At 43.6% G+C, this 26,389-nt stretch carries 19 protein-coding genes; 11 read left to right on the top strand and 8 right to left on the bottom strand.

What is annotated here, in order from left to right; translation table 11 throughout:
* The first annotated feature begins 76 nt into the window (after positions 1-76).
* Positions 77-1,030 carry a ribosome biogenesis GTPase YlqF gene (gene ylqF / locus L1264_RS13580; RefSeq protein WP_138558098.1) on the top strand — a complete coding sequence of 318 codons (954 nt, stop codon included), beginning with the start codon at positions 77-79 and terminating at the stop codon, positions 1,028-1,030.
* Positions 1,031-1,451: 421 nt separating this feature from the next.
* Positions 1,452-4,901, top strand: coding sequence for a PAS domain-containing hybrid sensor histidine kinase/response regulator (locus L1264_RS13575; protein ID WP_199527201.1), 3,450 nt, complete (start codon positions 1,452-1,454; stop codon positions 4,899-4,901).
* Here the strand turns inward: L1264_RS13575 and L1264_RS13570 are convergent.
* From L1264_RS13570 to L1264_RS13535, 8 genes are all read right to left on the bottom strand, one after another.
* Positions 4,885-6,174 carry a sensor histidine kinase gene (locus tag L1264_RS13570; protein WP_199527202.1) on the bottom strand — a complete coding sequence of 430 codons (1,290 nt, stop codon included), beginning with the start codon at positions 6,172-6,174 and terminating at the stop codon, positions 4,885-4,887. The two genes, L1264_RS13575 and L1264_RS13570, sit on opposite strands and share 17 nt — an antisense overlap.
* Complete coding sequence (locus L1264_RS13565) at positions 6,175-7,551, bottom strand: sigma-54-dependent transcriptional regulator (protein WP_199527203.1); 1,377 nt, start codon at positions 7,549-7,551, stop codon at positions 6,175-6,177.
* A gap of 63 nt (positions 7,552-7,614) precedes the next feature.
* Complete coding sequence (locus L1264_RS13560) at positions 7,615-10,065, bottom strand: ABC transporter permease (RefSeq protein WP_199527204.1); 2,451 nt, start codon at positions 10,063-10,065, stop codon at positions 7,615-7,617.
* Positions 10,065-10,817, bottom strand: coding sequence for an ABC transporter ATP-binding protein (locus tag L1264_RS13555; protein WP_199527205.1), 753 nt, complete (start codon positions 10,815-10,817; stop codon positions 10,065-10,067). The genes L1264_RS13560 and L1264_RS13555 overlap by 1 nt, the downstream gene beginning before the upstream one ends.
* Positions 10,814-12,091: an efflux RND transporter periplasmic adaptor subunit gene (locus tag L1264_RS13550; RefSeq protein ID WP_199527206.1), complete on the bottom strand. Its 1,278-nt coding sequence runs from the start codon at positions 12,089-12,091 to the stop codon at positions 10,814-10,816. The genes L1264_RS13555 and L1264_RS13550 overlap by 4 nt, the downstream gene beginning before the upstream one ends.
* A 160-nt stretch (positions 12,092-12,251) precedes the next feature.
* A complete protein-coding gene (locus L1264_RS13545; RefSeq protein WP_199527207.1) occupies positions 12,252-13,745 on the bottom strand; it encodes a serine hydrolase in 1,494 nt (497 codons plus the stop codon).
* 162 nt (positions 13,746-13,907) lie between these two features.
* Positions 13,908-14,570 carry a response regulator transcription factor gene (locus L1264_RS13540; protein WP_054552322.1) on the bottom strand — a complete coding sequence of 221 codons (663 nt, stop codon included), beginning with the start codon at positions 14,568-14,570 and terminating at the stop codon, positions 13,908-13,910.
* 112 nt (positions 14,571-14,682) lie between these two features.
* Positions 14,683-16,974 carry a TonB-dependent receptor gene (locus L1264_RS13535; RefSeq protein ID WP_199527208.1) on the bottom strand — a complete coding sequence of 764 codons (2,292 nt, stop codon included), beginning with the start codon at positions 16,972-16,974 and terminating at the stop codon, positions 14,683-14,685.
* 295 nt (positions 16,975-17,269) lie between these two features.
* Between L1264_RS13535 and L1264_RS13530 the strand changes: the two genes are divergently transcribed.
* The 9 genes from L1264_RS13530 (at position 17,270) to L1264_RS13490 (ending at position 26,385) form a co-directional block, all read left to right on the top strand.
* Positions 17,270-18,571, top strand: a complete 1,302-nt coding sequence (locus tag L1264_RS13530) for a GntP family permease (protein WP_105173894.1) — start codon at positions 17,270-17,272, stop codon at positions 18,569-18,571.
* A gap of 9 nt (positions 18,572-18,580) precedes the next feature.
* Positions 18,581-19,768 (top strand): E22 family MetX-like putative esterase, encoded by a 1,188-nt coding sequence (locus tag L1264_RS13525; protein WP_135922988.1) that lies wholly within the window; start codon positions 18,581-18,583, stop codon positions 19,766-19,768.
* A gap of 4 nt (positions 19,769-19,772) precedes the next feature.
* Entirely contained in the window at positions 19,773-20,534 is a 762-nt protein-coding gene (locus L1264_RS13520) for a 3-hydroxybutyrate dehydrogenase (RefSeq protein WP_054552326.1), read from the top strand.
* A gap of 9 nt (positions 20,535-20,543) precedes the next feature.
* Positions 20,544-21,251, top strand: a complete 708-nt coding sequence (locus L1264_RS13515) for a CoA transferase subunit A (RefSeq protein ID WP_063527828.1) — start codon at positions 20,544-20,546, stop codon at positions 21,249-21,251.
* 11 nt (positions 21,252-21,262) lie between these two features.
* On the top strand, positions 21,263-21,922 hold the full coding sequence (locus tag L1264_RS13510; protein ID WP_130050233.1) for a 3-oxoacid CoA-transferase subunit B: 660 nt from the start codon (positions 21,263-21,265) through the stop codon (positions 21,920-21,922).
* A 227-nt stretch (positions 21,923-22,149) separates the two neighbouring features.
* Positions 22,150-23,391: an OprO/OprP family phosphate-selective porin gene (locus L1264_RS13505; RefSeq protein ID WP_199527209.1), complete on the top strand. Its 1,242-nt coding sequence runs from the start codon at positions 22,150-22,152 to the stop codon at positions 23,389-23,391.
* A 12-nt stretch (positions 23,392-23,403) separates the two neighbouring features.
* On the top strand, positions 23,404-24,369 hold the full coding sequence (locus L1264_RS13500; protein ID WP_425343234.1) for a Bug family tripartite tricarboxylate transporter substrate binding protein: 966 nt from the start codon (positions 23,404-23,406) through the stop codon (positions 24,367-24,369).
* Positions 24,370-24,378: 9 nt separating this feature from the next.
* Positions 24,379-24,843: a tripartite tricarboxylate transporter TctB family protein gene (locus L1264_RS13495; RefSeq protein ID WP_062567509.1), complete on the top strand. Its 465-nt coding sequence runs from the start codon at positions 24,379-24,381 to the stop codon at positions 24,841-24,843.
* A 3-nt stretch (positions 24,844-24,846) separates the two neighbouring features.
* On the top strand, positions 24,847-26,385 hold the full coding sequence (locus tag L1264_RS13490; protein WP_199527210.1) for a tripartite tricarboxylate transporter permease: 1,539 nt from the start codon (positions 24,847-24,849) through the stop codon (positions 26,383-26,385).
* Positions 26,386-26,389: the final 4 nt, after the last annotated feature.

The following is a 26,389-nucleotide window of genomic DNA, read 5'->3' as shown; positions in this document are numbered from 1 at the left end:
GCTTGATGTAGTAAACTATACCTATCAGCAAAATCCCCATGGCGTTAGCCTTTAAAATAAAGAGCTTAATAATCTAATGAGTAGAGCAGGAATACAGTGGTTCCCGGGTCACATGAACAAAGCCCGCAACGAAATTAAAGAAATCATGCCACAGATGGATGTGATCATTGAGGTACTTGATGCCCGTATTCCTTACAGTAGTGAAAACCCAATGGTTACTGCGCTTCGTGGCGATAAACCGGTGATCAAAATCATGAACAAGGCGGACTTAGCTGATCCTAAGTTGACGCAAGCTTGGAAAGACTACTTTGAGCAGCAAAGTGGCGTGAAAGCGATTGATTTTGGTAATGATAAAGCGGGTGAAGTACACCGTATTAATGAACTTTGTAAAAAATTAGTGCCGCATAAAGTGGGTGCTGATAAACAAATTAAAGCCATGATCATGGGTATTCCCAATGTTGGTAAATCAACACTTATTAATACCTTAGCTGGCCGTATTGTGGCAAAAACAGGTAATGAGCCTGCGGTAACAAAAGCGCAGCAACGTATTAAGCTTGACGATGGCATTATGCTTTACGACACGCCGGGCATGTTGTGGCCTAAAGTAGAAAACGAAAACTCAGGTTATCGTTTAGGAGCAACCGGTGCAATTCGTGATACCGCTATCGATTACGAAGAAGTGGCTAGTTACACCGCTGAATATTTACTGCATGCATACCCAGAGCTTTTAAAAAGCCGTTATAAAATTGACGAGCTACCAGAGTCTGACTGGGAGTTTGTTGAAATGGCAGGTAAAAAGCGTGGCTGTATCCGCGGTGGTAATCAAATCGATACTTACAAGATGTCTGAAATTCTTATTAACGAATTACGCGATGGCATTATTGGTCGTATTACCATGGAAACGCCGGCCATGCGTGAAGAAGAAGAGCAAATGGTTGCACAGCTTCGCGCTGCTGCAGAGGCAAAAAAAGCCGCAAAAGAAGAAGAGAAAAAACAACGCCGAGCGCGTGCGCGTAAGAACCGTCGATAAAGTTAACGCATTAACTTTTAGACATAAAAAAAGCCCTGCAAGGGCTTTTTTAGTTTCATATCTACCGTCACCGATATGAGCAATGTAGCAAGTAAAATAGTAGGGCGATCACCTGTTGCCAATATCAAGGGGCGTTGCGATTAGCAACAGGCGATCTTAGCTTTATCGTGGGCCACACGTGTTTCAGGGTCGAGAAACAAATCAGTTTATTCCGAACAAGTCATAACACTTTACTGTCTTGTTGATAGTGATTATCAATTAGATTTACGTGTCTGTCAACACTCAATTGAAAATAATTCTCATTTCTTTGTGTTTGTTTTTTAAACTTCAGCAATACAATGCATTAGCACTAAAGTTAGGCTGTAAATTACGCGCAATAAAAACTATGCTGGTGCTATAACAATTAAAATAAAAACACACGATGTTCTCAATTTGGTCAATAAGCCTTCTTGCAATTGTATATCTGGCAATTTTATTTGCGGTTGCAGGCTGGGCTGATAAAAGAAAAGTATTGCCTTTTAAAGGCTTAACCTATGGTTTATCGCTTGGAGTTTACTGCACCTCTTGGGCGTTTTTTGGTACCACAGCACAAGCTGCATATAATGGCTGGTGGCTAGCACCGACTTATGCCGGCACTATTTTGCTATTTATTTTTGGTTGGCAAGTGTATTGCCGTATAGCGCATATTTGTAGGCAGCAAAAAATAACCTCGATGGCAGATTTTATTGCTACGCGATATGGTCAGTCGTCGAGCTTATCTGGGCTCATTTCATTGATTTCAGTGATTGCCATTGTGCCTTATATCTCTTTGCAGCTAAGTGCTACCGCACAAAGTATTAATTTATTAACTAACCGTTCAATGATGCAAAGCCATGAAGTATGGGCCGATAGTACTTTTTATATCACGCTTGTATTAGCACTGTTTGCTATTTTATTTGGTGCAAGGCGCTTAAAGCCTAGCGAACATAACCCCGGTCTTATTGCAAGTATTGCCTTTGAATCTGTGGTTAAGTTATTGGCATTTTTAGCTGTGGGTTTGTATGTGTGTTTTGCGCTATTTGATAGCCCTGTGGCACTGTACGATAAAGCCTATGAACTAAATATTGATCAGCAAGTGGCTGCTACACAAAGCCCGACCTATGTGTATGTTGCCCATACTTTACTTGGTATTTTGGCGACCTTATGTTTGCCAAGGCAGTTCCACATGAGCTTTATCGAGAAAAATAACGATAAAGAATTGGCCTCGGCACGTTGGCTATTCCCGATTTACTTATTACTTATCAACCTGTTTATTCTACCAATTGCATACGCTGGATTAATTTACTTTCAAGGTCAAGAAGTCGGTTACGACACCTTTGTATTGGCGCTACCTATGGCTGCTGATGATGCCTTTGTGGCGCTATTAGCGTTTTTAGGCGGCTTTTCAGCGGCAACCAGTATGGTGATTGTGTCATCCATTGTGCTTTCAGTGATGATCACCAATGACTTTATTAATCAATTTATTTTACGCCGCTCACAGCTCACATCGAGTAGCCGCGGACTTGATAAAAACAACCTATTACATGCGCGTAAAATCGTTATCGTACTGATTTTATTGCTTAGTTATTTTACTCACCGGGTTCTTGGCGAAAGTACAACCCTTGCCAATGTGGGTTTAATGTCGTTTACCTTAGTCGCACAATTTTCACCGGCCATGATCATTGGCTTATGGTGGCGACAAGCATCCTGTCGCGGTGCACAATTGGGCATTTTAAGTGGCTTTATCATTTGGGGTTACACACTCTTACTGCCAAATATTGCTGGAGGTTTAGGTCGCGATAGCTTATGGCTTGTGGATGGGCCTTGGGGAATTAGCTGGCTCGCGCCTACCGATTTATTTTCTTTAGGCATGGAAAGTATCAGCCAAGCCTTGTTGCTGTCGTTAGGTGCGAACTGTTTAGTGTATTTTTTAGTGCCGCTATTTAGTCGTGCAACCTTGGCAGAACGCTTACAGAGCAATAAGTTTGTATCGCAGCTGAGTGATTCACGGGTGAGTAATCATCTGCAGCCCTTGAGCTATCACGACCTAGGTGCACTTTTGCAGCGATTTGCCGAAAAAGAAGCGGCGCAGTCTTTGGTTAATCATTACTTTCCTGATGATAAAAGTAAGTGGAAGCGTCCCGCCAATGTTGAGTTAGAGCTACTGGTTGAGCGCGAGATGTCAGCGGTGATAGGTGGTGCATCGGCGCGGCTTATTTTAGATGTAGCCAAAGATGAGCAGCGTCAGCCGCTAGAGCAGGTTGCTGAATTTGTAGATGAGGCAAGCCAAGTACTCAAATTTAATCGTGATTTACTGCAATCAACAATCGAAAACATTCAACAAGGGATCAGTGTAGTTGATAGTGAGCTGCGGCTGGTAGCCTGGAATCAAGGCTACAAAAACATGTTCGCCTACCCAGATGATGCGCTCTACATAGGCCGCCCAGTTGCTGACATTATTCGTTTTAATGCCGAGCGAGGCTTATTTAGCGGCGAGAGCATGACCAGCGAAGTTGAAAAACGCTTAGCCTATTTACGCCAAGGCAGTGCTTATAAATACCAGCGCTCGCACAATGATGGTCGCGTGTTTGAAATGCAAGGTAATCCACTGCCAGGTGGCGGCTTTGTAACAACCTATACCGACATCACCGAGTTCGTAAAACAACAAAAAGCGTTAACCGAAGCAAATGTTAGCCTTGAAGAAAAGGTAGCAGCACGCACCTTGGCGCTAACACAGGCAAACCAAGAGTTGTCGATGGCAAAGCAAGTGGCAGAGCAAGCAACGGTCAGTAAAACCCGGTTTTTTGCGGCTGCCAGCCACGATTTATTACAGCCTTTTAATGCCGCGAGTTTATTTTGTTCTTTAATGAATGAAAAGGCCCAAGACACCGAGCTTAAAGAGCTGGCGATGAATATAAAAAATTCACTGGGCAGTGCAGAAGAGTTGTTATCGAGTATTTTAGAGTTAACCAAACTTGACTCTGGCTCGTTTAAAGTACAAATGAGCGAATTTGCAACCAGTTCTCTTGTTGAACCACTTCGCAATGATTACGAAGCTTTAGCGCGTGAAAAAGGTTTGAAATTTATTGTTGAAACCTGCGATGTGCGCCTGCATACCGACAAAGCGCTATTACGCCGAGTACTGCGTAACCTTTTGAGTAATGCGATTCGTTACACTGAGCAAGGTGAAGTGCGCTTAAAAATGCAGTACGAAGATAATCATGTGTCGTTTATTGTTGAAGATACCGGTATTGGTATTGCTGCTAATGATCAGCAAACGATTTTCCAAGAGTTTAAACAGCTTGGTGCAAAACCAAGTGCTGAAGGCTTAGGTTTAGGGCTGGCTATTACCAAACGTATTTGTGATTTGCTTAAAATCCCCCTAGTGATGGGATCTGAACTTGGTAAAGGTACGCAATTTACCCTGACTTTACCTTGTAAAGTCAGCGCTGCACCAGCGCAAGCCAAAGGTGCAGAGGCATCACAAGAAACAGAGCTGGGGCAATTGCGTATTTGGTTGCTTGATAACGACCGCAACGTGTTAGAGGCATTAAAACAGTTACTTGAGAACTGGGGCTGCGAAATCTCAACGGCCACTAACTTAGCGGAGCTTGAGCAGCTAAAGGCAAGCCAAGCCCTACCGCAATTGTTGATTATTGATTATCAGCTTGATGATGGAGTAACAGGCCTTGAAGTGATTGAGCAAGCCGCACTAACACGCTTACCAGCTATCGTTAACACCGCAAATCATGATGAAGGTATACGCGAGTTAGTGCTCGATGCGGGCTATCCATTGCTTTATAAGCCTCTGAAAGCGCCCGCCTTAAAACGCATGATTAAGCGACTGACTTAGGCACAGTAATTGTAGCTTTTGTGCCTTGCTGGGGTTTTGAGTTTATTGATAACTCAAAGCCTTGGTTGCGCACAAGTTCTCGGGTGATCACCAGCCCTATACCTGTGCCATTTGCCTTGGTTGAGTAAAATGGCACGAACAAGTTATCGGGGTTTTGAATGCCACAACCTTGGTCGCTAATTGCAATACTTAAGTTATTACCTTGTCTTGACCAAGTGAGGGTAGGGGCTGAATTGCTACCTGCTTCAAAGGCATTTTTTATCAAGTTGATTAACGCTTGTTCTAGCTGACCTAAGTCGGCATTAAAATGTAACTCTTCGCTGCTATTTATTACTAGTTCAGGAAAGATAGCGCTTAAGCGAGTGTTTAATTGCTCGCTACTGATTACCTGTTTTTGTGCGGGTGGTAGCTTGGCAAACGCACTGTAACTGGCCACAAAATCAAGCAAGTGCTGAGCGCGTTTTTCTATTACTTGCAGCATATCTTGGGCGAGATCATCGTGACTGCTAATTTGCCCTTGGCGCTTAAGGGTTTGCAATGATTGACTCATCGAATAAATCGGCGTGAGTGAGTTACGCACTTCATGATTTAACACTCGAATTAACCGTTGCCAAACAAGTTGTTCGTTATCGCGAAGCTGTTGCTCAATTGAAAAGAAGGTTAGTAATTCAAAGTTTCTGCCGGTCCGCCAAAAAGTCTGCGATGAGATTTGAAAGCGTTGTTTAAACAGCGAGTCACTATTTTGTTGCCATTCGCCATCATGCAGAGCAATGCCTAAGTCGCTGGCCGATTTACCTTCAATTTGGCGATGACTAATACTGTTTATAAACGCCTTATTACTAAAGTAAATTAAGCCATGGGGGTCTAGTATAACGATGGGTAAGTCCAGCATGCTGGCAAACTCAAAAACAAACTCTTCTGTTTGCATATAATGGCGTTTGTTCTTGGCTATTTTATTGCTGAGCTTGGCAAAATCTTGCTTAAGCGCTGCGACTCGTCCACTTTGATAAGACGCTAAATGCCAACTATTACTTTCGTCATTTGCCAGTGCATCTAGTTGCAGACCAAAGCGTTCAACCACATCGGTGATCGTACGGTAGCTTTTAATTAAAGCAAAAGCGCTTATCCCGATAAACGGCAATAATAGGCTGATACTGGCAAACCAATCTAGTTTTAAGCTGAGCGAAAGGGCAATACCAAGCGTTAATAGCACCGCTACAAGCATATAAAAATAGCGTCGAATACGCTGCTCTAACGACAGCTTGTTACTCATTTAGCGTTCTACTTCTTTTAAATCGAGCTGATGTTTATCAATGCGACGATAAATCGCCGATTTGCTTAACCCTAAAAATTCTCCTGCGGCGATAACATTGCCATTAAATTGCAGCAGTGCTTTTTGAATCATCTGTTTTTCAAGTTCTTCAAGGGGCAGTAGTGGCAAAGCTTGTTCTGCATTGCTATTTGGTTGCTCGCAACTTGGTTGATCTAAAATGAGGTCATTGGCTTGAATATTGTTGTTATCGCTCATGATCACCGCGCGTTCAATACAATGGCTTAGCTCACGAATATTACCAGGCCAACTGTAATTTTTTAGCGCCTTTAGGGCGTCATCACTGAGCGCCATATTCGCGCGTTGATATTTTTTACCATGTACTAACAACAAGTGTTCAGCTAAGGGAGCGATGTCGTCTTTTCTGTCGCGAAGCGGTGGAATGTGCAGTTCAATAGTATTGAGTCTAAATAATAAGTCACGGCGGAACTCACCCTGCTCAATGACCGTAGCTAATTCGCTATTGGTGGCAGAAATAATGCGAACATTGGCGGTTTTGGTTTGGCTTGAGCCGAGCACTTCAAATTCTTTGCTTTCTAGCACACGGAGCATTTTACTTTGTAGCTCAAGGCTTAAAGTCGCAATTTCATCTAAAAATAAGGTGCCGCCTTCAGCAATTTCAAAACGCCCTAGGCGGTCTTCTTTGGCATCAGTAAAAGAACCTTTCTTATGGCCAAATAATTCGCTTTCGAATAGCGTTGGCGCAATGGCGCCAACATTCACGCTTACATAGCGTTTATCAGCTCTGAGTGAATGCTGATGAATATAATGTGCCAATAAGCTTTTGCCAGTGCCATTTTCGCCGGTAATTAAAATACTGGCATCGGTTTTTGCTGCGCGCTCAGCTTTGGCAAGCAACAGCTGCATGATTTCTGATTGAGCTATGTAATGTGCTTGTGTGTCACTGGTAAGCGCCTTTAAACAGGCATTGTCGTGATTACTTTGCTTGAGCTTGAGTTGTTGTTGCACAACGGCAGTTAAGCGTAAGTTATTCCATGGCTTTTCAACAAAGTCGACAGCCCCTAATTGCATGGCTTTAACGGCAACATCAATGCTGGCCCATGCGGTCATTACAATGACTGGTATGGTTGAACCTAATTGATTTAGTTGCTTTAAAAAGCGTAATCCCTCTTCACCTGAGGTAGTGTCGAGCTTGTAGTTCATATCGAGCAAAATCAGGCTAATGTGCTCGGTTTTTAATAACTCAAGGGCATGTTCAGGGCCTTCGGCCTCAAGGCATGGTAAGCCTAGTTGTTGTAATGCAACAATAGCAGCCAGACGTACATCAGCTTGATCGTCTATGACTAAGATTTTGTCCATGATGTTTTCTTATTATCCTGTTGAGGCAGCTTAAGCTAAAACTAAAGCTGCCATTTTGTGCTGTTAATCGTTACGCAGTGCGGCCATAGGTTTTGCTTTAAGCAGTAAAACCAAAGGTCTAAAGCAAGCGAATAGCGCAATACATAAGGTAATACTCCAAGCAAGTAATTGCAGTCTTACATCAAGTATCAGCCAAGACATTAGCTGGCCTTGTAACATGTAAAAACCCATCATTACTACAGCAAGTGCAACCGCAAAACCAATGAGCACAGGGATAATAGCTTCAACACTCATCAGCTTGAATAAGCGCGCTTTTTTCGCACCTAATGCCATACGAATACCAAACTCATAACGGCGCAGACCTAGGTTGTAGCTCAGTACCCCAAAAATACCGATTGCTGCTAATAATAGAGTAAATAGCGCTAAGGTACTACATAGAACCACGGTCAGTCGGCTCATATACAGTAAATTGTCGTACTCTTGTTGCAGGTCATTAAACTGCCACATGGTTAGGTCGCTGTTCTTTTCTTTTAGCGTATTAAGTATTTGTTTATTAGTCAGCTTAACGCCTTCAGAAGCTTTGATAGTAAACATGTAGCTATATGGTGTCGCTGGCCACCAAATGTGACGACCAAACGACTCATCGTAGTATTTAGGGTGATTAAAATCTTCGGTTACACCCACCACTTCATACATCTTTTCTTCTAAGCCTTGGTAGCTCTTGCCGATAATATTTCGATAGTCTTGGCCTGGTAATAAATTCTCAGCCACGCTGACTGATACCAGTATCTCGTTGGTTTCACCACGTATTGCTTGCTCGCTAAAGGTGCGGCCGGCGAGAATTTTGGTGTTAACTAACGCAAAGTAATCAGGCCCTACCCACTGACTAGGGAAGAAAATTGAGCTTTTACCGTTTACATCTGTCAAGGTGTTAGCGTTTTGTCTTTGCGAAACAGGGCTGTGACCCAGGGCAACATCATCAATGCCTTGGCTATCAAGCAAAACCTGCTTGTATTGCAGCATATGTTCGTAGCGCTCCGCCAATGACATCTGATTATTTGGCTGGAACAGGTTGGCAAAATACAGGTTTTCGGTATCGCTACCTAGTGGGCGGTTAATCGTGCCCATGGCTTTACTCACTACCATCACCGAAAAACTCACAAGCAACGCGGCAACAAACATTTGTGAGCCAATTAAAATACGCACTGTACGGCCAGATACCTGCGAAACCCCGCCTTTTCCACTGTTCTGCATTTGCGTATTTAGGGTTTTGTAATTAACCAAACGCGCTGTAATTAAAGAGAAAATATAAGCAAGAGCAATACACAGTATGATGGCAACAATGACCAACGTGCTATCAACCGCCAAGCTGTTAACCAGTGGTAATCGTCCTTCTGCCAATACTTTAAATAAACGTATGCCCCATACCGATAAAAACAGCGCAATGCTTACCGATAAGGTCATTAAAATCAGTGACTGTAAAAAGATACTTTTAAATAACGTGCTGCGTTTAGCACCTAACACCGCTTGCAAGGCGAGGGTTTTATGTTGAGCAAGAGCGCGCGAGAAGAATAAAGTGCTTACATTAAGTACCGCAATAATCAGTAGCCCTACTGCACCGGCTAACATCATTAAGCTTAAGTCATCGTTATTACCCAGCTCAACGTCACGATACGGGGTTACTTCAGGTTTTACATCGGTGATACCACCATTGTTTAGCCACTCCGATTTAACCGTATCAATTTGCTGTTTTAAATCGACTTTAACTTGATCTATGGTGACCCCAGGCTTTAAAACTGCAATCAGTTTTAGGTTTTTAAAAGTGTTTGTCCATGGACTTTGCCAATCGTCATTGTGAAAGAAACGGCGGTCCGCACTTGATGGAAACCACACTTCAACATCACTTGCTTTAAACATGTAAGGTGGGCTGAATGAGTCATCAACAACACCGACGATACGGTGCACGTAATCGGTTTTACCCGCCATGACTGAAAGTGTTTTACCAATAATGTTCGGGTCGCTGTTGTAATGTTTACGCCAGAAGTTAGCAGAGATAACAACCCGATCATCAGGAGTTTCTAGCGTTTCTCCAAGATCAAAACCCTGTCCCATTAAAAATGGCGTGTTTAATAAGTCAAAATAGTTGCCGCCAACATACAGCACAGGCTCTTTTGGCTCGCCATCGAGGTTTGCAAAAATTTGCTCACCCGCATTGATCATCATACTTTGTTCAAAGCTTTGATTATGCTTAAGCCAATGCACCATCGACTGATAGCTTTGAAAGCCGGTGGCATCGTAGTCATCATAAGTAAGTGATTGCTCAACCACCACCATGCGGCTTTCATCGTACACATCAAGGGGCTTTAAAAAGTAGCTGTTAACAAGGCTAAGCACTACAAACAAGGTGGCAAGTGTTAAAGCAAGCGTTGCGATAACCGCAGTGACAAAGCCCGGTGCATTCATTAATGATGCCCACGCTAAGCTCAGTTGGGCGCGTGTTTTGGTTAATTTCATTACATCACCTCGGCGCTTTCGAATACTTGCTCTGTGGTGTCGCTGCTAGGTGCTTGGCGAGCTTCTGAGTAGGAAACAATTTCACCATCTAGCAATTTAAGTTGCGTTTTAGCACGTCCGGCATAACGTAAGTCATGGGTTACCATACAAATGGTGGTGCCTTTTTTATTCAGCTCATCAAGCAAGTCCATGACAGCATCACCATTTTTTGAATCTAGGTTACCGGTTGGCTCATCCACCAATAAAATGCTTGGCTTGCCAGCCAGTGCGCGGGCAATGGCAATACGCTGTTGCTGACCACCGGATAATTGATTGGGTTTATGCTGAGCACGGTGGCCCATTTCAACTTCATCAAGGGCTTGTTTTACTGCAAGCTCTATTTCGCTAGGGCTCATGGCTGGCTCTCGGTAAGTGAGCGGCAGTGCCACGTTGTCAAAAACCGATAATTCATCAATTAGGTTAAACGACTGAAATATAAAACCAATATGAAGGTTTCTAAGTTCAGCTTGCTGATCCATATCGAGGGTTTTTGTGTCGACTTCTTTAATGAAATAGTCGCCAGCAGTTGGGCTATCAAGTAGGCCTAATAATGACAGCAGTGTCGATTTACCACAGCCAGATGGGCCGCTAATGCAGATATAGTCACCTTGGTTAATATTCAGGCTGATGTCTTTTAATGCATAGGTTTCAACATTTTGGCCGCGATAAACTTTGGCGATTTTGTTTAATGAGATAAGCGTATTGGTTTTCATAAACTGTCCTGTTCGATTTTTATTGTTGCCAAATGCTGCCATTTAGAAAGGTCTGAAATGATCAGCTGTTCGCCCACGGTGGCACCGCTTAAAAGTTGAATATGATTGTCACTGAGTGTACCAAATTCGATATTGGTTGGCGTTGCTAACTGGGTATCTGGATTAAGTTTAAACAGCGTGGCTTCGCTATTTGCTTGTGCTTTTTGTGGCACGTTAATGGTTAATGCATCGGGAATAATATTGCTAACCACATAGCCTTCAATGCTTAAATCGGGGCGGGCATTGGCAGGCAGTGTGCCTTGTAAATCAAGTTCGATAATAACTCGACCATCGGTAACGATAGGGTCAATTCGGGTGACTTTGGCATCAACTTCACCGTGGCTTGCTTGGCTAAAGGTGTTTACTTTCGCTGCCATATTAAGTGCCACTTTTTCGGCATCAGCTTGCTTCACGCTTAGCTCTGCTTTGAGTGCTTTATTTGAGCCAACCACCGCAAGGCGGGTGCCCGGCACTAGGTTTTGGCCAAGTTCAACATTCAACTCTTGTAGCATGCCATCGATGCCTGCTGTTATTTGTAGCTGATCAAAAGCGTGCTGCTCAACCTGATAATTAAGCTCAAATTGGCTTAATAGTTCTTGCTGTATTTTGCTGCGTTGTAAGTGCATTTCTTTAAGCTGTGCAAGACGTTGCTGCTCGATACTTACGCGCTCTGTAAGCTGTGCTACGTTTAGCATGCTTCGTTTGTAATCGAGGCTTGAAACAATTCCTTGCTCGATCAGTTTGCTTTCGGCATCGACTCTAAGCTCTGCGCTTTGCAGCTCACTTTTTAATATGGCGAGATTTGCTTGGCGCTCAAGTAGCTCACTTTGCTGATTAATTTTTTGCTCATTCACACTGGCTTTTTGGCGAGCAAGCTCTAGCCGAGCGACCGATAAACGCTGCGCTTGCTGTGGGTTTACTAGGCTTAAAATTACCGTGTCTTTGTTAACAATAGTGCCGGGGTATACATGGATAGCTTCGACCATTGCGGTGTCGGTATTGGTTAAATAACGTTGATACTTTGGCTTTAAACGGCCAAAGCCACGTATTTTTACCACAAAATCGGCTTGTTCTACGGTTGCTATTTGCAGTTGGCTTGCAGCAACCACGGTGGGGGTCGCCCATTGATACGCCATTAAAGCGCCAAGAGCTGACACGCCAATAGCTGCACCAAAAAGCCATTTTTTAGCTTTTGATTGCTGAGGTTTGCGTTTTAGTGTGCTGTCTAAATCCATTGGCTATATTTCATTGTATTGTAGGTTTAGCAACACAAAAGCGAGGAACGTGCCAAGGTTTAATTTATTGATTTTAAAGGTTTTGTTGTTTTTAGGTGAGATGGGTTTTCCCACTTTTGGGATTAATAAAATCAAAAGTGGGACAGATATAAAGTGAAGTCTACTGTAGTAACTTTGCAAGCTTAGCCAGCTGCTTTTTAGCATGTGTGTTATCAGGTTTAAGCTTTAACACATGGTTATAATTGGCGGTTGCTTGCTTGAGATCACCGAGGTACCAGTATGCCTCTGCTAAGCTATCAAAGGTATTGTAACTATGTGGGTAAAGGTGCGTATTTAGTTTAAAAATCGCTAACGCTTCATTGAGTTTGTCTTGGTTAATAAGCGAATAACCCCATAAGTTAATATCGCTTTCAGTAAATTGGATCTGCTCGTCTTTAGTTAATTGAGCGGCAGCTGTAATTGCATTTTCATAGCCTTGCACTTCAAGAACTTGCCATAAGCGTTTAATATTTTTCGCTAAACCAAAGCCATTTTCTTGTTTCATTTCAGGGATATAAAAGCCCGCAATTTCATCTACAAATTGCGATGGCATTGCGCCAATCAAGTTGGTTAAGATTACTATCGACATATTATCTTCAGGGTAAACAAAGATACCTGCTCTGTTACCACCTATGGCAGCTAATGCCGGATGTTCTTCTCGTCCCATTACAGGCCAACCAAGACTGTAGCCATTTAAGCGCTGATTAAAGCCTTGAGTATGACCATTTTTTAGTCGAGTCGGGGTCCACATTTGTTGAATACTTTGTGCATTAATAAATTGATTTGTTTGTAATGCCACTAGCCAATTTGCTAGCTCAGTTGCTGTTGAGGCCATACCTGCGGCGGTTTGTAGCATTGGTGAGAAAATGGCTTCTCTTGAATTTATTAGTTCATTACCTTGCGTTTCGTATCGTCTAGCCGAGTGTTTTACAACATTGTTGAGATTGCCAAAGCCCGCTTGAAGTGTTCTGTTCATCTCAGTTTTTTGTAACTGGTTTTTTGCTATAAATTGCTGAAATGGAATCCCAGATAACTTATTAATTAACTTACCAATAATGACGTAGTTTGTTTGGTTATATTTAAAACGGGTGCCGGTTTCGAACTCTAATGGTTTAGTTTGTACTTGTTGCCATGCGTCATCGGGTCCTTGATCTGAGATTAGATTGGCAATTTCATCTTTTATTATGTCAGGTAAGCCTGATGTATGGCTCATTAACTCTCTTGTTGTTATAGAGTGCCACTGAGTTGGCAGCTCGGGTAGGTAAGTGCCAATAGGCGCATTAAGGTCTAATTTCTTTTGCTCAACAAGCTGCATCAGTGCCACACCAACAAAGGCTTTAGTTGCGGAATTAATCACAAATAAAGTGTCGGCATCAACTGCAATATTATCTTCAATATTTGCAACTCCGTAGCTGGCAACTTTAATTACTTTATTATCTCGAACGACAGCAAGTTGTAGCCCGGGAATATTTCTTTTTTGCATTAACTCAACCAGCCATTGGTCAAGCTCATCTGCATGTGCAGAAAAGGTACTTAAAATAAGCGATAGAAGAGTAATCGTTGGAAGGATTAATTTTTTGCAAGCTGTGTACACGATGTTGTCCTTAGTGTTCATTTGTATCTATTATTTTTACTTAGATAGTTTTTGATGTGAGCACTAAAGCGAGGAGTATGCCAATCTTTAAGGTGTTGAAGTTAATGGCTTTTATTGTTTTTCTTGGTTTTAAAATTCCCATTTATGGGAATTTCAAATTAAAACTGGGAGTGAATGCTTAAATTAGCTTTCTTCGATTTTGCCAACTTGCGAAAGCTGATTAAACAAAATGCCCGCTTGGGTGCGGTTATAAACATTTAGTTTGCGTAAAATCGCTGACACATGTTGTTTGATTGTGGTTTCTTGAATCGACATTTCAAAGGCGATTTGTTTATTCAATAAACCGTCGGCAATCATCGCTAGTACGCGGTATTGCTGTGGAGTTAGTTTTTCAAGGTTGCGAGCAAATTCACTTTGTTCGTCGTTGATCACTACATCGGTTAAATCTACTTCAGGTGGTAACCAAGTGTCGCCGTTGAGTACATGACTAATAGCTTCGCTGATGACATCTAAAGAAGATGACTTAGGAATGTAGCCTGCAGCGCCAAGACTCATTGCTTGTTTTATGATGGCTGGTGTCTCATTGGCAGAGACCATAATCACTAAAATATCTGGGTAGTGGTTACGCAGTTGCGAAAGGGCTTGTAGGCCATTTGCACCAGGGATGGTGAGGTCTAAAAATATCAGTTCAATCTCAGGGTGAGCGCTTAACAGTGCAAACAAACCATCAATGTCACTGGTTTCTTTGATATGTTCTTCTGGCACTGATGTCGCGGCAGCTTGACGCAATGCACTTCTAAATAACGGGTGATCATCGGCGATTATGGTGTTCACAGCTAAAGACATTCCCTCGATTCTCCAATGCGTTATGTTATAAGTGATTTTGCGTTTTGAAACAAGGTTTGCCTGAAGGGAAGTTTCAGACAAACCTTTCTCACACAAGGATTTAGGTTCTATTTTAGAAACGGTAACCAACAGTGAAGGCTACAGTGCGAGGGTCGCCGTAGTAGCCGATCAGCGTATTATCACCACCTAAACCTGGGGTGTATTTGCTAGTATCTGTTGGGTCTGTTGGATCAGGCGCTACGAACTGGTAACCACCAATCATGTACTCTTCATCCGTTAAGTTTTTACCGTAAAGACCAGCAGTCCAGTGGCCATCAGTGCTGTACCAAGTGATACCCATATTAAAGATACCGTAAGCATCTTGCGTTAATAGGCTATCTTCTTCGAATAGTGCGTAGTCACCTCTGTGGTAGTAGTTACCATTGATAACAAAGTCACCCATTTCTGTGTACATACGGTATGTTGCACCCAGGTTAAAGGTTAAGTCAGGGGTATTTGATACACTAAAGCGATCTGATTTATCGAATGCTTCACCCGTTTCTGGGTTGTAGTCAATTACGTTATCAAAGCTACTATCGATGTAACCTACTGACGCATCAAAACTGAGTGACTCTGTTGCAACATAGTTAAGCTCAAGCTCAATACCATCTGATGTTGACTCACCAATGTTACCTAAGCGTTGGTTTAGATCTGCTGCGCTGTCGCCCGGTAATACCGAAATATATTGACGGTCTTTGTGGTCAAGGGTGAATAAAGTGACGTTTGCACGTAAGTTGTTGTTCCACTCACTCTTCATACCGATTTCGAATGAATCAACGATTTCTGGTTTTGCTGCTGGCTCTGCAGTAGTTGCACGTGGGTTGAAAGTACCTGACTTAAAGCCTTGCGCGTAACTTGCAAAGAACATGATGTCGTTTGAATATTGGTATTCAACACCTGCACGCGGTGTGAAACGTGACCACTCTTCTTCATCATCGAGTACCGTTGGTACAAGTTGGCCTTCTGGTCGAGTGTAACCTGGCACCCAACCTGACTCTGGATAAACAATGTCAAAGATGAGGCCGTTGTTAACCTGTGCTTCTTTTTTATCTTTGGTGTAACGCGCGCCAAGTGTCATTGACCATTTATCGGTTAAATCAATCGAGCCTTGAATATAGGCTGCTTTACTGTTTGAGTTACTACAACCGCTTACTTCACGAGTCAGGCCTGGTGCACCTAGGCTTTGACCTAAGATACCTAAAATAGCCTCAAATTGACCACATGATTCACCATCATAATAGTAAAGGCCTGATACAAGCTTGTAGTTATCCCCTTGATGATTTAGCTGTAACTCGTGAGTGGTTTGCTCATCATCGTAAATAGCCGGTACATCGAAAATTGGCAACGAGGTATTGTCAAAGTCGATATTTGTTGGAGAGTAACTTTCGCGGCTTGAACCTATGTATTTAATACTTGTGCTATCACTCATATCCCAACGTGCAGTCAGGCTGTAGCCTTCAAGTTCAACTTTGTTCCATGTAGGCAAGCTGGTGTATGAGTCATACACGCTGTTTGGTACTGGCGCATCAGTTAGTAGACTAGGCAGTAAACGATAGCCGCCTTTCGCGTTAGATTTATCTTCTGTTTTATCCCACGCTAAGCGGAAGAAAAGGTCATCGGTCGGTGTGTACTCTAAGGTAACACGAGCTGCGGTTACGTCTTTGTTGTAGTTTTCGCGGTCTTGGTTATCAAGAGCCGATGTTAAAAACTCACCAAAGCCATCACGATTTAGCGTTGCAAAACCAAACCCTACGTAAAGCTTTTCGTCAACAATCGGTAATTGGCCGGTAATTTTTAAATCTTTTTGGTTATAGCTACCTACAGTGCCTTGAATGTTTAACGTTGCATCACCGCTCATTTCTTTGGTGACGTATTTAATTGCACCACCAATGGTATTTTTACCGTAAAGGGTCCCTTGTGGACCACGTAATACTTCGATTTGTTGCACATCAAGAAGGTCAAGTACGGCACCTTGTGGGCGAGCAAGATAAACATCATCAATATAGATACCTACACCCGGCTCATAACCCCAAAGTGGATCTTGCTGACCTACACCACGAATAAACGCGGTAATAGTAGAGTTTGTACCACGGCTTGCTTGCAAGGTGGTATTTGGCGAGAACTGCTGAACTTCGGTCATAACGACGATGCCATTTTCTGCCAGTTCTTCAGCACCAACTGAAGTGACTGCGACAGGAACTTCTTGCAGGTTTTCAACAGTTTTACGTGCTGTTACCTGAATGCGTTCAAGTTCCCCTTTTTTTGCTGCAGGTTCGGCTTGTTCTGCCGCTTGAGCACTGACACCTGCCAAAGCAAGTGATACAGCCAGAGTAAGTGGCGCGACTTTTGGGTTAAGCTTTATCATGTTGTATTCCTTGTTATTGTTGTCATTAGTCTTATGGCCACTCACATTGATGTTGCCGAAGACTTAATAAGATTTGCCCGTGTCACCTGTCAGTTAATGTAGAAGATAGTTGCAAAAATTGAATTAGTACCATAGTGCTATACCCGCCACAGCCCTTTATTTATCAAGCAATTAAGCTATTTTTAAAGCAGATAGTACCTTAGTGTTATGTATTTTTTGAACGCTTAGGGTAAGACTGAAGGCATTATTCCGATGTCACCTCATCTGTGTAATAACAATAATTATAGGAATGTCTATGCTGAGCATGATAGGACTGTTAGGCGGTTTGATACTGCTGATCATTTTAACGCTGCGTGGGGTAAATTTATTTATCGCTGCGCCAATCTGTGCACTATTAGTTGCACTTAGTAGTGGCATGGCCATTTTCCCTGTATCGGCAGATACAAACTTTATTAACGCCTATATGGATGGCTTTGCAGGCTTTTTAAGCGCATGGTTCTTTATGTTCTTACTGGGTTCGTTATTCGGTAAGTTCATGGAAGACACCGGTGCTGCAGACAGTGTTGCGAGCTACATTGTGGGTAAACTAGGTATGAAGCACGCCGTTCTTGCGGTTGTGATTGCCTGTGCAGTTTTAACCTACGGTGGCGTGAGCGTCTTTATTGTTGCGTTTTCTGTTTACCCAATGGCATTAAGTCTGTTTAAAGATGCAAACTTACCGCGCCGCTTTATTCCAGCAACGCTGGCATTTGGTTCGGTGACCTTTACCATGACCTCAGCAGGCTCGCCAGAAATTCAAAACTGGATCCCGGTTAAACACCTTGGTACGTCACCTTATGCAGCATGGGAAGTGAGCTTAGTGGTGGCTATTTTCATGGCGACAGCAGGTTACTTTTGGTTAAACAAGATGATCAAAAAAGCCGTTGCTAACGGCGAAACCTTTGAAGCGCGTGATGATGATCCTGTCATTATTGAGCGTCGTCGTCCGCATCCAATCACGGGTGTGATCCCACTGATTGTGGTATTAGTTCTGTCATTTGCATTGCACGATATTTTACAGCAGACGGCTCTGATTGTTGCCTTGCTTGGTGGCGTATTGAGTATTGTAATTATTAACTTCAAGCATTTTCACGATATGGGTAACGCGATTAATGTTGGTACAACTGGCGCTTTAGTGGCAATCGGTAATACCGCTGCCGTGGTTGGTTTTGGCGCTGTGGCGAAAGTATCACCAGCATTTACCGCCGCTGTCGATGTGATGACCCATATGCCGGGTAATGAACTACTTGGTGCTGCGGTTGCGGTTAGTGTGATTGCCGGCTTAACAGGCTCTGCTTCTGGCGGGCAAGCCATTGCATTACCGCTTGTCGCACCTGGTTATTTAGACATGGGTGTAAACCCTGAACAACTGCACCGTGTAGTGGCAATTAGCTCTGGAGCCCTCGATACCTTGCCGCATAATGGTTATGTGGTCACAACAATACGCGCTATCTGTAAAGAAACACATCAACGAGCGTATTGGTCAATGGCAGCGCTGACTGCGGTTATTCCGCTTATCGGTGTCGCCTTGGCACTCGGACTCTTTATTTTCTTTTAAGGAACAGCAATGAAAACCAAATTAATAATTTTGCTATGGCTAGTTGTATTTAGTAGCACTGCGTTTGGCGCTGCCAACAAAGCCGACACCATGCTGGTGGAAAAACAGCATTTTACGACAAAAGATTTTACCACAGTGTCTGGTGTGACTTTAGAGCAAGTGGACATTGGCTGGGAAAGTTACGGAAAACTAAACGCCAATAAAGATAACGTGATTTTAATAACCCATTACTTCTCTGGTACTTCTCATGCCGCAGGTAAATATAAAGCGGATGATGCCTTACCGGGTTATTGGGATGCGATTATCGGCCCAGGTAAAGCTATCGATACCAATAAATATTATGTGATTAGCTCAGATACTTTAGTGAATGCCAACTGGCATGATCCGAATGTCATCACCACAGGCCCTGCCTCAATCAATCCAAAAACAGGTAAACCATATGGTTTAGATTTCCCAGTGGTTACGATTACTGACTTTGTGAATGTGCAAAAGCGGTTACTCGACAGCCTAGGTATCACTAAATTACATGCTGTGATGGGTGCATCAATGGGTTCGTTTCAAGCACTTGAGTGGGCAACACGTTACCCAGATAAAGTAGAGCGTTTAATTCATGTGATTGGCGCTGCAACCATGGATGCATGGACAGTCGCTGCACTTGAGAAATGGGCGTTACCAATTCGTTTAGATAAAAACTGGCAGCAAGGTAATTACTACGGCAAAGAGCGCCCATTAGATGGCTTAGCGGCAACCATGCTTAATATTACGCAAGATGCGATGCATCCAATTATTTATAACGCGAGCTTCCCTGACTTTAATGTATTGGATGAAGGTGCGTTAAAAGACATTCGCACCTTGCCTAAATTAAACCAAGTACTCGCTCAGCGCGCAATGGCACGAGCTAAAACGCAAGATGCAAACCATGTACTTTATTTGGTCCGGGCATCACAACTATTTACCGCTGGCATGCAAAGTGATTTAACAACGGCACTTAAAAATGTCTCTGCCAAAACATTATTACTACCCGCAACGAACGACTTACTGCTTCGCCCTGAAAACATGCGCACCGTGTTTGACACCATGAAAGCAGCAGGTAAAGACGTTGAGATTTCAGAAATTGAAGGGGGTTGGGGACACCTTGATGGCATTTTCTCAATCGCCCCGAAAGCGCAGCTTATCAGTGAGTTTTTAGAGGAGTAGTCCGATGAGCAAAACAGTTTTAATTACCGGTGCAGCAAGTGGTATTGGTTTATATGTTGCACAGCAACTGGCGATGCAAGGTCACACTATTATTGTGACTGATTTAAATCAGCAAGCAGCACAACAAGCGGCAGCAGGGATTGTTGAGCAAGGTGGCAGCGCCGAAGGGTATGCACTTAATGTGGCTGATAGTGATGCAATAGAGCAGTTTTTCACTGAGCTTAATCAGCCAATTGATGTGCTTATTAATAATGCGGGTATTCAGCATGTTGCGAAGCTTGAAGATTTTCCGGCTGATAAATGGCAGTTCTTACAGCAAGTTATGCTGGTTGGCCCGGCGATGATGACCAAGGCAGTACTCCCTCGCATGCGTGAGCAAGATTTTGGTCGCATCATTAATATTGGCTCAATCCATGCCATGGTGGCGTCTAAATATAAGTCGGCTTATATCGCCGCAAAACATGGCTTAATCGGCTTTGCTAAAACCATGGCACTCGAAACTGGCGATGCCAATATCACGATTAATACCGTGTGCCCAGCCTATGTAAAAACACCGCTTGTGGAGCAACAAATTGCCTCGCAAGCCAAAGAGCATGGCATTTCAGAGCAACAAGTGATCGACACAATTATGCTAGCACCGATGCCGAAAAAAGCATTTATCGGCTTAGATGAGATCCTGCATACCGTTAGCTTTTTAATGGCCGATGCAGCACGCAATATTACCGCCCAAGCAATCGCCATTGATGGCGGTTGGACTGCACAGTAGGAGGAGCCAATGGCAGGTTTTGATAAAGTAGTTACAAGTTACAGCGAAGCGATGGCTGGCCTTGAAGATGGCATGACAGTGATAGCCGGTGGTTTTGGTTTATGCGGTATTCCTGAAGGCTTGATTGCGCAAATTAAACGGCAAGGCACCCGAGATTTAACCGTGGTATCGAATAACTGTGGTGTTGATGGTTTTGGTTTAGGTGTGCTGCTTGAAGACAAGCAAATCAGCAAGATGGTTGCCTCTTACGTTGGTGAAAACGCGTTATTTGAGCAGCAACTATTAAATGGTGAACTTGAAGTTGAGCTTACACCGCAAGGCACCTTAGCAGAAAAAATGCGAGCTGGCGGTGCGGGCATTCCTGCATTTTATACCGCAACTGGCGTGGGTACCCCGGTGGCTGACGGTAAAGAAACCCGCAATATTAATGGTCGTGACTATTTATTAGAGCCAAGCATTACTGGCGACTTTGCGATAGTTAAAGCGTGGAAAGCAGACCGCTACGGTAACTGCATTTATCGTCATACGGCGATGAACTTTAATCCGATGGCAGCAACCGCAGGCAAAATTACGGTTCTTGAAGTTGAAGAAATTGTCGAGCCAGGGGAGCTGGAGCCAAGCCAAATTCACACGCCGGGTATCTATATTGACCGGGTGATTAAGGGTGAATTTGAGAAGCGCATCGAGAAAGTTACCACTAAGCAAGAGAATCAATAAGGAGCACGCTGATGGCATTATCACGAGAACAAATCGCTAAACGCGTGGCGATGGAACTACAGGATGGTTACTACGTTAACTTGGGCATCGGTATTCCAACCTTGGTCGCTAATTATGTCCCTGATGGCATCGAAGTGATGCTGCAATCTGAAAATGGTTTACTCGGTATGGGGCCATACCCAAGTGCAGACCAAGTTGATGCCGATATGATCAACGCAGGTAAAGAAACGGTCACCGCTGCAACGGGGGCGGCTATTTTTAGCTCAGCAGAAAGCTTTGCCATGATCCGTGGTGGCCACGTTGATTTAACCGTGCTGGGTGCGTTTGAAGTTGACCAAAACGGCAACATTGCCAGTTGGATGATCCCGAAAAAGCTGGTTAAAGGAATGGGCGGTGCGATGGATTTAGTGGCTGGCGCTAAAAACATTATTTGTACTATGACCCATGCTAATAAGCATGGTGAATCAAAACTGCTGACTGAATGTAGTTTGCCGTTAACGGGTGTTGGTTGTATCAATAAAGTGATCACCGATTTGGCACTTTTAGAAATTAAAGACGGTGCATTTCATTTATTAGAGCGTGCCCCGGGTGTTTCGGTTGATGAGATTATTGCTAAGACACAGGGCAAGCTTATTGTCTCTGGTGACATTCCTGAGATGACGTTTAGCTAGTTTTACGACTTTTAAGCAGCTAATTTGCCTAGATTTTATACTAAACCCCAATAATGTGCTTTTTGTTCATGAATTTTATGAGCAAAAAGCCATTTATCACCATCAATGCAACTTACCCCCTAAACATTTCGTTAATCTATCGTTAACACTATGCTCCAAACCAGATCGCCGATTGCAGTAGGCCGATCAACGACAACAAATAATTATAATCTGGTGTGGAGTAATTCATGAAAGCTAGTAACACACAGCTCGCTTTAGCCGTTGCAGCGGCGTTAGCAAGTACATCAGCATTCGCACAAAGCGACACTGAAAAACTACAACAACAACTCGATGCACTTCAAAAAGAAGTGGATTCATTAAAAACATCTAGCGGCTTCAACTTAGAATTTGGTGGTCGCGTACAACTTGATTACAACTATTTCGACGGTGCTTACAATGCCAACAATGATGGCGCAGGAGGCAGCGAATTCTTCCCTCGCCGTATCCGTACTTATGTTGAAAGTGAACATGGCAACTGGGATCACAAACTATTACTCGAATTTGCTGAAGGCACGGCTGAAATCGTGTTAGCGCGTGTACGCTATGCATTCGACAACGGCTTAAAAGTAAAAGCCGGTAAAATCCGTGAAGACATGTCACTCAATGCGCTAACCAGCTCTAAACACATAAATACCATTGAGCGCAGTACCCTTGCTAATACCTTCTCGCCTTTCTTCCGCTGGGGTATCTCGGCTTATCAATACTTCAAAGACTCAGGCTTACGTTACGCGGTGGGTGTTTACAAAAACGACGCGTTTGGTGCATCGGGCCATGACGAAGATGACAAACTAACATTGGCTGTAACAGGTCGCTTAACTTGGTCAAGTGCAGCACCGGGTGATGTGATTCATATAGGTGCTTGGCACTCTTATCGTGATATGGGCGGCAATGACTTAAGCGCTCGTTTTGCCCGTGGTGAAGTGCGTGAAACCAATGTTCGCTTAGTGGATTACGCAGTTGGTGGTGAAACGGCAGCACTAGATAGTATGTCGCAAAGCGGTCTTGAATTTGCCTACCAAGCGAATGCATTCACTTTAGAGGCTGAATATGCCAGCCGTTACCTCGATACGGTTGATAGTAGCAATGAACTTGATGGTGAACGTTTTGATGGCTTTCATGTTTCGGCGAGTTATTTCTTAGGCGGTGAGCAGCGCCGTTACAAAGCAGGTTCAGCATTATTTGTGCAACCAAAAGGGATTAAAGATGCATGGGAGCTTGTTGCCCGTGTGTCGCAAATGAATGCCAGCAGCAAACAACAAGGTACCGACGTAACCACTTATACGTTAGGTACATCTTATTACCTAAGCAGCGATATTAAATTTATGGGCAACCTGATTTACAGCGATGTTGACGGTGCCGGTGCTTCTACGCTGGTTGGTGATGAAGATTCAGGTATGGGCATCAGTGCTCGTATGCAGTACTTATTTTAGGAGTCGTGCATTATGACTATGTTTAAATCATTAAAAAGATCTGTTTTAGCAGCTTCATTATTAGTAGCCAGCCCACTGGCATTGGCAAACTTACACTTTTTGGTACCAGGTGGCCCAGGTGGCGGTTGGGATACCACAGCACGTGGTGTCGGTGAAGCAATGGTGAAAGCGGGCATTGAAGACAATGCATCGTTTCAGAATATGTCGGGCGGCGGCGGTGGCCGTGCAATTGCTTACTTAATTGAGTCGGGCACTAAAAAAGGCGATATGTTGATGGTTAACTCAACGCCTATCGTTCTGCGTGCATTATCAGGCAAAATTCCTTACAGCTATCGCGATTTAACGCCAGTTGCCAGCATGATTGCTGATTATGGTGCATTTGTTGTGCGCAATGACTCGCCATTTAAAACATGGCAAGACGTTATTGATGCCATGAAAAAAGACCCTGGTTCTGTAAAAGTGGCGGGTGGCTCTGCGCGCGGCAGCATGGATCACTTAGTGGCAGCACAAGCGGTGAAAGCGGCGGGTATTGATGGCCGTCGATTACGTTACATTCCTTATGATGCTGGTGGTAAAGCGAAGGCAGGTTTATTGTCGGGCGAGGTCAACTTACTTTCAACAGGCTTAAGTGAAGCACTCGAAGTCGCAAATGGTGGTCAGGCACGTATTTTAGCGGTTACTTCTGCCGATAAATTGCCTGATTACCCAGCAATTCCAACCTTAAAGTCGCTAGGTTACGACATGGAGTTTGTAAACTGGCGCGGCTTTTTTGCAACCCCAGACTTACCAGCAGACAAACTAGCCCAGTACACAGAAAAGCTACGTAAGTTGCAGCAAACCCCTGAGTGGGAAGCGGTTCGTGCCCGCAATGGTTGGCTAAATCTATTTCAAGAAAAAGATGCGTTTATTAAATCGCTTGAGCAGCAAGAAGCGCAATTACGCGTTGTAATGAAAGAGCTTGGTTTTATCCGAGGCTAAGGTTAGACAATGTTAAACCGTGAACTAATAGGACCAAGTTTATTCTTGGTCCTCTTTACCCTCTACGCCCTTGTGGCTTGGCAAATTCCACTTATGCCATTTGAAGAGTACGAAAGCGTTACTTCTGCAACCTTACCAAAAGTGTATGCAGTTTTCGGGATCGTGGTGTGCGTACTATCGATTGGTGCCAACTTATTAAAGCAAGCGCCAACAGAAAAAGCAGAACTACTCAGTAAGGGCAACTTACTACGTACCTTTGCACTGCTGGTTTTAATGGTTGCTTATAGCGCCATGCTTGAACCGTTCGGCTTTTTAATTGCCACCAGTGCATTTTTAATTGCTGGCTTTTTTATTATGGGTGAGCGCCGTAAGACGGTGTTGTTGTTTGCTTCTGTACCTGTGGCTGTGGTTTTTTGGTTTTTAATGACACAAGTACTGGGCATTTACTTAGTACCTGGCAATTTGTGGAGTTAAGTTATGCTTGATGGAATTATGTTAGGTTTGTCGACCGTACTCGACTGGAACAACTTGTTATATGTAATTATTGGCTGCTTTGTTGGCACGTTCATCGGTATGCTACCTGGGCTTGGTCCAATTACTGCGATTGCGTTGATGATCCCGATCACTTACAGCATTGGTGCTGATTCGGGCATGATTTTAATGGCGGGTGTTTACTACGGGGCTATATTCGGTGGCTCTACTTCTTCAATTTTGATTAATGCGCCGGGTGTGGCGGGGACGGTAGCATCATCGTTTGATGGTTACCCGCTAGCAAAACAAGGTAAGGCTGGTAAAGCCCTTGCGATTGCAGCTTATTCATCCTTTATAGGCGGGACGATTGGCGCCATTTTATTGATGGTGGCTGCGCCATTATTAGCGAAAGTGTCATTAAGTTTTCAGTCGCCTGATTATGTTGTACTGATGTTTTTAGGCTTAACGGCTATCGCTGCGTTCTCTAATAAAGGACAATTTTTAAAAGCCATGATGATGACGGTATTTGGTTTGATGCTGGCAACGGTAGGTATTGATCCCTCTTCAGGTACCGAGCGCTTTACTTTTGGCCAAGCTGATTTATTAGATGGTATTAGCTTTTTATTAGTAGCAATGGCAACGTTTGCGTTGGCTGAGGCGCTGATTAATGTGGCACGCCCTGAAGCTGAACCAGATAAAAAAATTGATGATCCTGATACGCCAAAAATTGGTTCAACAAAACTGACTAAAGAAGAAGTTAAAGATATGGCTCCTGTGGTTGGTCGCTCATCTTTACTTGGTTTTATTGTCGGTGTTTTACCGGGCGCAGGGGCAACGATTGCCAGCTTTATGGCCTATGCTACTGAGCGTAACCTTGCTCCAAAAGCACTAAAAGATAAGTTTGGTAAGGGCTCAATGCGTGGCTTGGCTGCACCTGAGTCGGCTAATAATGCAGCCTGTACGGGCTCATTTGTACCATTGCTGACTTTAGGTATTCCGGGCTCTGGTACGACAGCGATTATGTTAGGTGCATTAATTGCCTACGGTATTCAGCCGGGCCCTATGTTAATGCAAGAAAACCCAAGCGTGTTTTGGGCAGTTATTGTCAGTATGTACTTTGGCAATATTGTACTGCTTATTTTGAATCTGCCACTGATCCCGTATTTCGCTAAAGTGCTGGCAATGCCTAAATCTGTGCTGACAGTGATGATTTTATTCTTTAGCTTAATTGGTGTGTATTTAGTGTCATTTAACACCTTTGATTTATTTATGATGGTGGGCTTTGCGCTGGTGGCTTTGGTGCTTCGATTATTAGCTTTCCCGATGGCGCCTTTATTACTGGGCTTTATACTCGGTGATATGATTGAGCGAAACTTCCGCCGTGCAATGATGATTTCAGATGGCTCGCTGAGCTTTTTATGGGACCGCCCATTAACACTGAGTATTTTTGTGATTTCGATCTTAGTGTTGTTGTTCCCACTGAAAGACTATATTGTCCAACGTCGTAAAGACAAAGCAGCTACGCAAGCAGAGCAACATGCGTAGAACA

This window comes from Pseudoalteromonas sp. APAL1 (assembly GCF_021532475.1).
GTDB lineage: Bacteria > Pseudomonadota > Gammaproteobacteria > Enterobacterales > Alteromonadaceae > Pseudoalteromonas > Pseudoalteromonas lipolytica_C.
The sequence above is the reverse complement of the archived record's forward strand: the minus strand, read 5'-3'. Positions and strand labels throughout refer to the sequence as shown.